Origin of the sequence: Sulfurimonas sp. (genome assembly GCF_028694895.1) — a bacterium.
GTDB lineage: Bacteria > Campylobacterota > Campylobacteria > Campylobacterales > Sulfurimonadaceae > Sulfurimonas.
Genome location: NZ_JAQVKA010000012.1, coordinates 24,879 through 34,797, shown reverse-complemented (window position 1 = coordinate 34,797; position 9,919 = coordinate 24,879). Strand labels below are relative to the sequence as shown.

9 protein-coding genes and 1 tRNA gene are annotated in these 9,919 nt (G+C 35.8%); 9 read left to right on the top strand and 1 reads right to left on the bottom strand.

What is annotated here, in order from left to right; translation table 11 throughout:
- Nucleotides 1–103: 103 nt before the first annotated feature.
- Entirely contained in the window at nt 104–1,354 is a 1,251-nt protein-coding gene (locus PHI38_RS03180; protein ID WP_299852743.1) for an ammonium transporter, read from the bottom strand.
- A gap of 212 nt (nt 1,355–1,566) precedes the next feature.
- Between PHI38_RS03180 and gyrA the strand changes: the two genes are divergently transcribed.
- The 9 genes from gyrA to PHI38_RS03135 all read left to right on the top strand — a co-directional run bounded on the left by gyrA (nt 1,567) and on the right by PHI38_RS03135 (nt 9,916).
- Nucleotides 1,567–4,050, top strand: a complete 2,484-nt coding sequence (gyrA, locus tag PHI38_RS03175; protein WP_299852740.1) for a DNA gyrase subunit A — start codon at nt 1,567–1,569, stop codon at nt 4,048–4,050.
- Between the two features lie 45 nt (nt 4,051–4,095).
- Entirely contained in the window at nt 4,096–4,692 is a 597-nt protein-coding gene (locus PHI38_RS03170; RefSeq protein ID WP_299852737.1) for an LPP20 family lipoprotein, read from the top strand.
- Complete coding sequence (locus PHI38_RS03165) at nt 4,641–5,051, top strand: hypothetical protein (protein WP_299852734.1); 411 nt, start codon at nt 4,641–4,643, stop codon at nt 5,049–5,051. Before PHI38_RS03170 ends, PHI38_RS03165 begins: the two co-directional genes overlap by 52 nt.
- Nucleotides 5,052–5,062: 11 nt before the next feature.
- Nucleotides 5,063–6,217: a sigma-54 dependent transcriptional regulator gene (locus PHI38_RS03160; protein WP_299852731.1), complete on the top strand. Its 1,155-nt coding sequence runs from the start codon at nt 5,063–5,065 to the stop codon at nt 6,215–6,217.
- A gap of 27 nt (nt 6,218–6,244) precedes the next feature.
- Complete coding sequence (locus PHI38_RS03155) at nt 6,245–7,279, top strand: aspartate-semialdehyde dehydrogenase (protein ID WP_299852728.1); 1,035 nt, start codon at nt 6,245–6,247, stop codon at nt 7,277–7,279.
- Nucleotides 7,280–7,282: 3 nt separating this feature from the next.
- Nucleotides 7,283–7,801: a YqhA family protein gene (locus tag PHI38_RS03150; protein WP_299852725.1), complete on the top strand. Its 519-nt coding sequence runs from the start codon at nt 7,283–7,285 to the stop codon at nt 7,799–7,801.
- A gap of 19 nt (nt 7,802–7,820) precedes the next feature.
- Nucleotides 7,821–8,852, top strand: coding sequence for a uroporphyrinogen decarboxylase (gene hemE / locus PHI38_RS03145; RefSeq protein WP_299852721.1), 1,032 nt, complete (start codon nt 7,821–7,823; stop codon nt 8,850–8,852).
- A complete protein-coding gene (locus PHI38_RS03140; protein ID WP_299852718.1) occupies nt 8,853–9,785 on the top strand; it encodes a radical SAM protein in 933 nt (310 codons plus the stop codon).
- 56 nt (nt 9,786–9,841) lie between these two features.
- A tRNA-Asn gene (locus tag PHI38_RS03135) sits at nt 9,842–9,916 on the top strand.
- The last annotated feature ends 3 nt before the right edge of the window (nt 9,917–9,919 follow it).

Below are 9,919 nucleotides of genomic sequence, written 5' to 3'. Positions count from 1 at the left end.
GGTTTAATAACCGCTTCTACTCTTTTCATAATAATCTCTCCAAATTTAGTTTAAAATTGTAACCACATTTACTCTTTTTGGCAAATAATCAATTAGAGAAAATCTAAAGATTTATTGCCTTTTCTCCATGGACTGTTTCATCCAAACCTCTACTCTCACTCTCATCATCAACTCTGCCACCACCCGTAAGTGCAGATGCTATAAAATAGACAACTGCTGTTGCAATAGCGCTGTAAAGTATTGTTAACCCTATTGCCTTAACTTGACTGAGAAGCTGAGAAGAGATGTTATAGCCTTCACTCATTGCATAAGGTGCTATAAATATAGCCGTTGCAATTGAGCCCCAGATGCCAACTAAGCCATGAATCCAAAATGCATCAAGAGCATCATCAACTTTAAACATATTTTTAAGTTTTGCTACACCAAAAAAACCAATAGCTCCTCCGATTAGACCTATTATAATTGCACCATCTACCCCTGCACTTCCAGAAGCTGGAGTAATAGCAACTAACCCTGCAACTGCACCAGAAGCTCCTCCGATTAAAGTTGCTTTTTTATAAACTAACCACTCTGCAATAATCCAACCAATTACACCCAGTGATGCAGCAACATTTGTAACTAAAAATGCAGAAGCAGCAACACCATCAGAAGCTAGTTGTGAACCTGCATTAAAGCCAAACCATCCAAACCACAATAGTGATGCGCCAAGAACTACAAGTACTGGAGAAAATGGCTTAATAGCAACTTTGCCATAGTCTCTTCTGCGTCCAAGTATCATAGCAACAACAAAACCAGCAATACCTGCATTTAAGTGAACAACTGTTCCCCCCGCAAAATCCATCTCGCCAAAGTTAAGAGTCTCTCCTCCGCCCCATGCCCAGTGAGTAACAGGCGCATAAACTAGAGCTACCCAAAGAGCAGCAAAAACTATATATGTAGAAAATTTTACACGCTCAATCATAGAACCACTAGCAATCGCGACCGCAATTGCTGCAAAAGTTCCCTGAAATGCAACAAATAAAAGTTCTGGAATACTACCTCTTAGAGTATCTGAAGTGATATTCATTAACATAACTTTACCACTTCCTATAATATCACCATCTCCAAATGCTATAGAGTAACCTACCACAACCCAAACAAGTGTTCCAACAGCATAAGCACCTAAACTCATACCCATTGTATTAAGTATATTTTTTGAACGTGTCAAACCACCGTAAAATAGTGCTAATCCAGCTGGTGTCATTAACATTACAAAAGCAGTTGCTACTAACATCCAAGCAGTGTCGCCACTATTTAACGAATCCTCTGCAAACGCAAAAGAGGGTAATAACACACTTAAGAGATACCTTTTCATCTTCTATACCTTTGTATAATATTTCTGCTCAAATTATACATGCTTAATTTATGACATTAATCAATTTTATGATTATTTTTTAATCAACTGTTCTATCTCCGCACCGATGATGAGTTATTTATTTTTTCTTATTTTTTACATAACTCTTAAGCGATATTGAGATACCATTCATAGAATTAATTTTTCAATATTAAAAAGATTAGGTGTTTTATATGAGCAACTTGTTAAACAACGATAATATTCAAAGCATAAACATTGAAGAGACGCTTCAGAGTAGTTACCTTGATTACTCTATGAGTGTAATTGTCGGTCGTGCACTTCCAGATGTTCGTGATGGGCTTAAACCTGTTCACAGAAGAATCCTTTACGCTATGGATAAACTAAGTCTCTCTCATGGATCAAAGTTTAAAAAATCGGCGCGTATTGTTGGTGACGTTATTGGTCAGTACCACCCGCACGGCGACACTGCTGTTTATGATGCGCTTGTACGTATGGCGCAACACTTCTCTATGAGAATGCAACTAGTAGATGGCCAAGGAAACTTCGGTTCAGTGGATGGAGACAACGCTGCTGCTATGCGTTATACTGAAGCTAGGATGACAAAGTATGCTGGAGAGTTACTAAAAGACTTAGAGAAAAACACAGTAAACATGATAGACAACTATGACGGCACAACAAAAGAGCCTGATGTTATGCCTACTCGTGTTCCTAACCTCTTAATCAACGGTTCATCTGGAATCGCTGTTGGTATGGCAACAAATATTCCTCCGCACAATCCTCAAGAGATTATGCTTGGATTAAAAGCATTATTAGCAAATCCTGATATTGAGCTTTATGAGATAATGGAGCATATTAAAGCACCTGACTTTCCAACTGGCGGAACTATCTTTGGTAAAAAAGGGATAATGGACGCTTATGAGACTGGCCGTGGGCGCATCAAGGTTCGTGCTAAAGTTCATATTGAGAAAAAAGGCAACAGAGATATTATCATCATTGATGAGCTTCCTTACCAAGTAAATAAAGCTCGTCTTATTGAAAACATTGCAAACCTTGTAAAAGACAAGATGATTGATGGCGTTTCAGAGATTCGTGATGAATCTGACCGTGATGGTATTCGTGTTGTAATAGAGCTAAAAAAAGATGCAATGAGTGAAATAGTTCTAAATAACCTCTTTAAGCAAACTAGCATGCAGGTAACTTTTGGAATCATCATGCTCTCTATCTTAAATCAAGAGCCAAGAATATTTGGAATAATTGATATTTTAAAACACTTTATAAATCACCGTAAAACAATTATCATTCGTCGTACAATTTTTGACCTTGAAAAAGCAAAAGCAAGAGCGCATATCTTAGAAGGTCTAAAAAAAGCTCTTGATATTATTGATGAGATTATTAGAGTTATAAAATCAAGTAAAAATATTGAAGACGCAAGAGACAACCTTGTTTCAGAGTTTGACTTTAGTGTTATTCAAGCTCAAAGCATTGTGGATATGCGTCTTGGAAGATTAACAGGCCTTGAGCGTGAAAAAATCGAGAACGAACTTCTTGAGCTTATCAAGCTTATCGCTTACTTAGAATCAATCTTAAAAAGTGAAGAAGTTCTTCATGGAATCATCGATGTAGAATTTGATGAAATTTTAGCTACATATACTGATGTAAGAAGAACAGATATAGAAGATGATTATGATGACATTGATATAGAAGACCTTATACCTAATGAGCCAATGGTTGTAACAATTACACATAGAGGCTATATTAAAAGAGTTCCACTAGCACAATATGAGAAACAAAAAAGAGGCGGTAAAGGTAAAATCGCTGTTACTATTTATGAAGATGACTTTATAGAGAGATTCTTTACATGTAACACACACGATACACTTCTTTTTGTAACTGACCGTGGACAACTTCACTGGCTTAAAGTTTATAAGATTCCAGAAGGAAGCAGAACAGCAAAAGGTAAAGCAGTTGTAAATCTTCTAAACCTTGTAGCAGATGAGCAAATTCAATCAATCAACCCAACAACTGACTTTAGTGAAGATAAATCTTTAGTATTCTTCACTAAAAAAGGTGTTGTAAAGAGAACAAATCTAAGCGAATTCTCAAACATCAGAAGTAATGGTGTAAGAGCAATAAGTCTTGATGATGATGACTCTATCATTACAGCTAAAATCGCTGATAAGAGCATACAGTATCTCTTTATAGTAACTAAATTAGCACAGTGTATAAAGTTTGATATTGAAAAAACACGTGATCAAGGTAGAAATACAAGAGGTGTTAGAGGTATCAAGTTTAAACACGCAGAAGATGAAGTAGTTGATGCTAACATAATTGCAAATGATGAAGAAGAGATACTCATAGTTAGTGAAAAAGGTATCGGTAAACGTACGGATGCTGGAGAGTATCGTTTAACAAACCGTGGTGGAAGCGGTGTTATAGCTATGAAAATGACTGCTAAAACTGGAAAATATGTTGTCGGATGTCTTATGGTAGATGAAGATATGGACATGATGGCTCTTACAAAAGCTGGAAAAATGATAAGAGTTGATATGCAAACCATCTCTAAATCAAGTAGGAATACAAGCGGTGTCTATATTGTAAAAGGTGATGATGTTGTAAACGTTTCTCGTTGTCCAAAACAACCTATAGAAGAAGACGAAGATGATGACTCAATTTTTGGCTCAGATGAATTGGAATAGTAGATGCTTAAGAAGAGATTATTAAACCACACCAAGGGACAAACAATGAGATATTCTATACTACTTGCGATGCTTTTAAGTGTTTCATCACTTTTTGGAGCTGATAAAGTTCTCGTAGTTGATACTACTGTTGTAGAGCAAACAAATGCTGAATTAGCAGCAGTTCGTGCAGAAGCTACAAAGGCTAAAGAAGAAGCGGCTGTTGCAACAATCCAAGCTACTCAAGCAAGAGAAGAGAGCCAAAGAACAATGGATAAACTCGCTCAAGTTAAAGCTCAAAGAGAAGAAGAGTTAGCTACTATGGCAGCACAAGAGGAGATTTTAAAACAAAACAAATCTATGCACATCTCAGTTATTGGTCAAGGTGTTGCACCTATGAATACATCTTCTCCTGCTCAAGCTTATGCACTTGCTAAAAGAGCTGCTATTGCTGATGCATATAGATCAATTGCTGAAAAAATAAAAGGCGTTCGTGTTGATGGACAAGATACTATCAAAAATATGATGGTTCAAAAATCAACAATCCGTACATACATTCAAGCAATAGTTAGAAATGCAGACATTGTTGAAACAACTTTTAAAGAGGGCTTATGCGAAGTAGAGATGGAGATTGTAATTTCACACTCAGACTTTGCTCGATAATAGTTCTATACTCTCTCTCACTTAGTGCGAGCGAGTATCTTATCTCCTACAGATACATAGTCAAAGATGCCACCCTATATAATGAAACACTTCTTGTTTCAAAGAGTATGAAAAAGTGTAACGGCAACCCTTACTCAGAACTTTTTTTATATACTAATTCTCAAGATGACTTAAAAAAAATAATCTCTCAAAACTCTACTGAATTTATAGACTATATTCATAAACTCGGTCTTCATGTTGAACATAAAGAGACAACTACAAATCTACAAAACAGCTCAACCACAACGCTTACACTAAGAACAACTTGCTTCAAAGTCGATATTAATGATACTTTAGCTAAAATCACCCCTTTAAGATAAGGTGAAATTTAGTGAAAATTGCAATAGTTGAAGATGATATCAATATGAGAAAATCTCTTGAAATCGCGATGAGCGATTATAAAGAGTTTGAAATCAAAACATTTAAAAATGCAAAAGATGCACTAAAGGGCATCGATGATACTTTTCATCTTATCATTACAGATATAAACATGCCTGGAATGGATGGAATAGAGTTTGTAAAGGCACTTGAGGGAAAGTTTGAAGTTATTATTATGACTGGAAATGCAACTCTTCAAAGAGCTATAGAGTCTATTCATCTTGGAGTTAAAGATTTTTTATTAAAACCTTTTGATGTAGATACTTTGATATCTGCTATAAGAAGAGAAGATAAAATACAAAAAGTAAAAAAAGTTACAAGTATAGAGCCAAAAAGTGTTAACAATAATGGTTTTTATGGAACCTCAAAAGCACTTGAATCAGCTCTAAATATTGCTAGAAAAGCTGCTAAAACTGATGCAAGCATTTTGCTATTAGGTCAAAGTGGTGTTGGTAAAGAAGTTTTTGCATCTTTTATACATGAGAACTCCCCTAGAGCAAAGAAACCTTTTATAGCAATAAATATGGCCGCAATCCCAGATAACCTCATAGAGAGTGAGCTCTTTGGATTTGAAAAAGGCGCTTTTACAGACGCAACTGAAGCGAAAGCTGGACAGTTTGAACTAGCAAATGGCGGGACTCTTTTTTTAGATGAAATAGCTGAGATGCCTTATGGCGTTCAAGCAAAGCTACTTCGCGCACTTCAAGAAAAAGAGGTAAGACGTCTTGGCTCTTCAAAAAGTACAAAGATTGACATAAGAGTTGTTGCTGCTACAAATGCAGATTTGGAGCAAAAGATAAAAGATGGTGACTTTAGAGAAGATTTATACTACCGTCTAAACACTATTCCTATACTGATTGCACCACTTGTTGAGAGAAAAGAGGAGATTTTAGAGATTGCTCAAAAAGTTTTAGAACAAAATTGTGTAAAATATGGTTTTGAATTAAAAAGTTTTTCAGATGAGTCAAAAAAACAGCTCTTAGCTTACAATTGGCCAGGAAATATTAGAGAGTTAATCTCTGTAGTTGAGAGAGCTGTAATACTGAGTGATACAGATGAAATTGCTCCTGAGGGACTCTTTTTAAGCTCAAGAGGTTTTAGTAAATAAAATGTATAAATTTATAAGGAACAAAATATGTCAAAAAAGTATAATGTAGCAGTTGTCGGTGCAAACGGAGCCGTTGGAGAAGAGATATTAGCAATTTTACAAGAGGTGAATTTTCCAATCAACAAGCTTATTCCACTAGCAAGTTCAAGAAGCGCTGGAAAAAAAGTATCGTATGCTGGAAAAGATGTAGTAATTAAAGAGCTAACGGATACTATTTTTGAAGAAGAAGATATCGAGATAGCACTCTTCTCAGCTGGTGGAAGCGTGAGTGCTCAGTTTGCTGCCTCAGCTGTTAAAGCTGGAGCTGTAGTAATCGATAATACATCTCACTTTAGAATGGATGAAAACGTTCCTCTTGTTGTACCTGAAGTAAATCCACAAGATATCGCAAAATGGAAAAAAACTGGAGTTATTGCCAATCCAAACTGCTCAACTATTCAAATGGTTCAAGCTTTAAAACCTCTTGATGATGCATATAAAATACTAAGAATTGATGTTAGTACTTATCAAGCAACTTCTGGGGCTGGAAAGAGCGCTATGGAAGAGCTTGTAGCACAGATGCAATCATTCTTTGCTTTTAAACTTGATGATGCAGAAGTAAAAGCTTTTGCTCATAGAATTGCTTTAAACGTTATCCCTCAAATCGATAAATTTTTAGACACTGGTTATACAAAAGAAGAGATGAAGATGGTAAATGAAACTACCAAAATCATGCATAGAGAGATTCCTCTAAGTGCTACATGTGTTAGAGTTCCAACTCTTCGTGGACATGCAGAAGCTATAAGTGTAAAATTTGCTTGTGAAGTTGATGCGAACAAAGCAAGAGCAATTTTAGAAAAAGCAGAAAATATCGTTATTCTTGATAACCCGGAAAAATCAATCTATCCTATGCCTTCAATTGCGCTAGAGAAAAATGAAACTTTTGTAGGACGCATTAGAGTAGATAATTTTGACAAAACAATCCTCCATATGTTTGTAGTAGCTGACAACTTAAGAGTTGGCGCTGCAACAAACGCTGTTCGCATAGCTCAAAAATGGATTGAAATGGAAGAGGAAAAGTAACCAGTGCTAGAGAGAATTTTTGAAAATGGATTGTGGAACTCAAGATTTATAATACTTCTTGCTGTAATTTTTGGACTCATTGGCGCAATTTTACTTTTTGTAGTTGCAAGCTTTGATGTTTTTGAAACAGCAAAATTTGTTATAAATACCTATATAACAAACTCTCATCCTGAGCACTTCCATGAAGAGGTTGTTGGCGGAATTATAGGTGCAGTGGACCTTTATCTTATTGGTGTTGTGATGATTATCTTCTCTTTTGGTCTTTATGAACTTTTCATTTCAGATTTAGACCCAGCAAAAGATAAAGATGGATGTGAAAATCAGCTATTAGCAGTTCATTCGCTAGATCAATTAAAAGATAAAATATCTAAAGTTATCGTTATGGTTTTAGTTGTTGGGTTTTTCCAAAAGGTAGGACTTACAACATATAACGGCGCCTTAGATTTGCTATATTTGGCTCTATCGATAACAGCTGTTTCGGTTGGCCTTTATTTTTTAAGTAAAGTCGGAAAAAGTCACTAAAATAATATCAAGGATTAAAATGAGTAAAATATTTGTAGATGCATGTTTTGGTAAAGAGACTCCATACACTCCTGTTTGGATGATGCGTCAAGCTGGCCGTTATCTTCCAGAGTACATGAAAGTTAGAGCTGAAGCTGGAAACTTTCTAAATCTTTGCCATGACCCTAAAAAGGCTTGTGAAGTAACTCTTCAACCAGTAGATATTGTTGGAGTTGATGCTGCGATACTCTTTAGTGATATCTTAGTAATTCCTCTTGAGATGGGAATGGACTTGAAGTTTGTTACAGGAGAAGGACCAAAGTTTGATGACCCTATAAAAGATGAAGCTGACCTAGATAGACTCATAGGCGGTGATGAGGCAGCTTCAAAACTGACTTATGTTTATGACACTATCAAGCTTATAAAAGAGAAACTAGCAGACGATAAGGCACTAATAGGCTTTACTGGAGCTCCATGGACACTTGCTACGTATATGATAGAGGGAGAGGGAACAAAAACATACAATATCTGCAAAAAGATGATGTACTCAAATCCAGAGCTTCTTCATAAGATTCTTGCAAAAGTGACTGAAGTTGTAAAGTTATATATGCAAAAACAGATAGAAGCTGGCATAGATGTAGTTCAAATCTTTGACTCATGGGCAGCAGCAATTGAGCCATCAAAATATGATGAATTTTCATGGAAATATATGGTCGAAATTGCAGAGTATCTAAAATCAAAATATCCTCATATTCCTATCATTATGTTTCCAAAAGGAATACCTGCATTTTTAGATAAAGTGTATGGAAATTTTGAAGTATTTGGAGTTGATTGGTCAACACCAATGGACTTAGCAAAAGAGAAGCTTGGAAGTAAATATGTTCTTCAGGGAAATATGGAGCCATGTAGACTCTACTCAAAAGAGGCAACTACTGAGTCTGTTGAGGCTATTCAAAAAGTAATGGGCGGAAAAAGACATATCTTCAACCTTGGTCATGGAATACTTCCAGATGTTCCAGTAGAGAATGCAAAACACTTTATTAAAGAGTGTCATAGAGTTAGTAAAAAATAAGTGAAAACAATCTTTGGTCCTATAAACTCAAGAAGATTTGGTTCTTCTTTGGGTATAGATCTCTCCCCTGCTCTAAAACAGTGCAATTTTGACTGTCTTTACTGCGAACTAGCTCCAAGTGCCACAACAGATAAACAAGTAGACGTAGTTGAAGTATCTACTATCATTGATGAGCTAAAAACTCATCTACATGATAAGATAGACGTTATTACGTTAACTGCAAACGGTGAACCAACACTCTATCCACACCTAGAAGAACTTATCGATGAAATTAACAAGATAAAAAACTCCACTCAAACACTTATTTTAACAAATAGCGCAACACTTGTTGATGACAAAGTATTTTCTTTGCTTCTAAAGCTTGATCAAGTAAAACTCTCACTTGACGCTATCACTCCAAGCGTCTTTAAGCGAATAGATAGACCTTACAAAGATATAGAGATAGACAAAATAGTTCAAAGAGTGGAAGAGTTTTCACAAGTTTATAAAGGAAAACTCTTTATAGAGATACTCTTTGTTCATGAATTAAATGATACAAAAGAAGAGATCTCTAAACTAAATGAAGTTTTACTAAAAGTAAAAGCAACTAGAATAGATTTAGGCACTATTGATAGACCGCCTGCTTACCCAGTTGTTGGACTTAGCTATAAAGAGCTTTATGAGGCTTCACATCTGTTTGATAGTTCACTTCCTATACATATAGCTTCAAGAGTTCATGCGGAGCCAAATAACGCACCCTATAGTGATGAAGACATTTTAAACACGCTTGATAAAAGACCTTTAACTCTAGAGGACATAGACCTACTCTTTGATGAAAAGAGTAAGCTACGCCTTAAAGAGTTGATTTCTAAAAAACTTGTTATCACGAAAAAAATAGGCGGTTTAGAATTTTTCATTCTTCATGAAAACGAAAAAAGAAAACGCCTAAAGTAGCTCAATTACCTTGACTTTTAGTGCCTCATGAAGTATAATTCCGACCTATTAAATGTTCCGAATTAGCTCAGCGGTAGAGTAGGTGACTGTTAATCACTTGGCCACTGGTTCGAATCCAGTATTCGGAGCCACCA

What these genes read in the sequence shown, in the direction of transcription:
- PHI38_RS03165 (WP_299852734.1), top strand. Translation starts at nt 4,641, where the DNA reads ATGCGAAGTAGAGATGGAGATTGTAATTTCACACTCAGACTTTGCTCG.
- PHI38_RS03155 (WP_299852728.1), top strand. Translation starts at nt 6,245, where the DNA reads ATGTCAAAAAAGTATAATGTAGCAGTTGTCGGTGCAAACGGAGCCGTT.
- gyrA (WP_299852740.1), top strand. Translation starts at nt 1,567, where the DNA reads ATGAGCAACTTGTTAAACAACGATAATATTCAAAGCATAAACATTGAA.
- PHI38_RS03170 (WP_299852737.1), top strand. Translation starts at nt 4,096, where the DNA reads ATGAGATATTCTATACTACTTGCGATGCTTTTAAGTGTTTCATCACTT.
- PHI38_RS03180 (WP_299852743.1), bottom strand. Translation starts at nt 1,354, where the DNA reads ATGAAAAGGTATCTCTTAAGTGTGTTATTACCCTCTTTTGCGTTTGCA.
- hemE (WP_299852721.1), top strand. Translation starts at nt 7,821, where the DNA reads ATGAGTAAAATATTTGTAGATGCATGTTTTGGTAAAGAGACTCCATAC.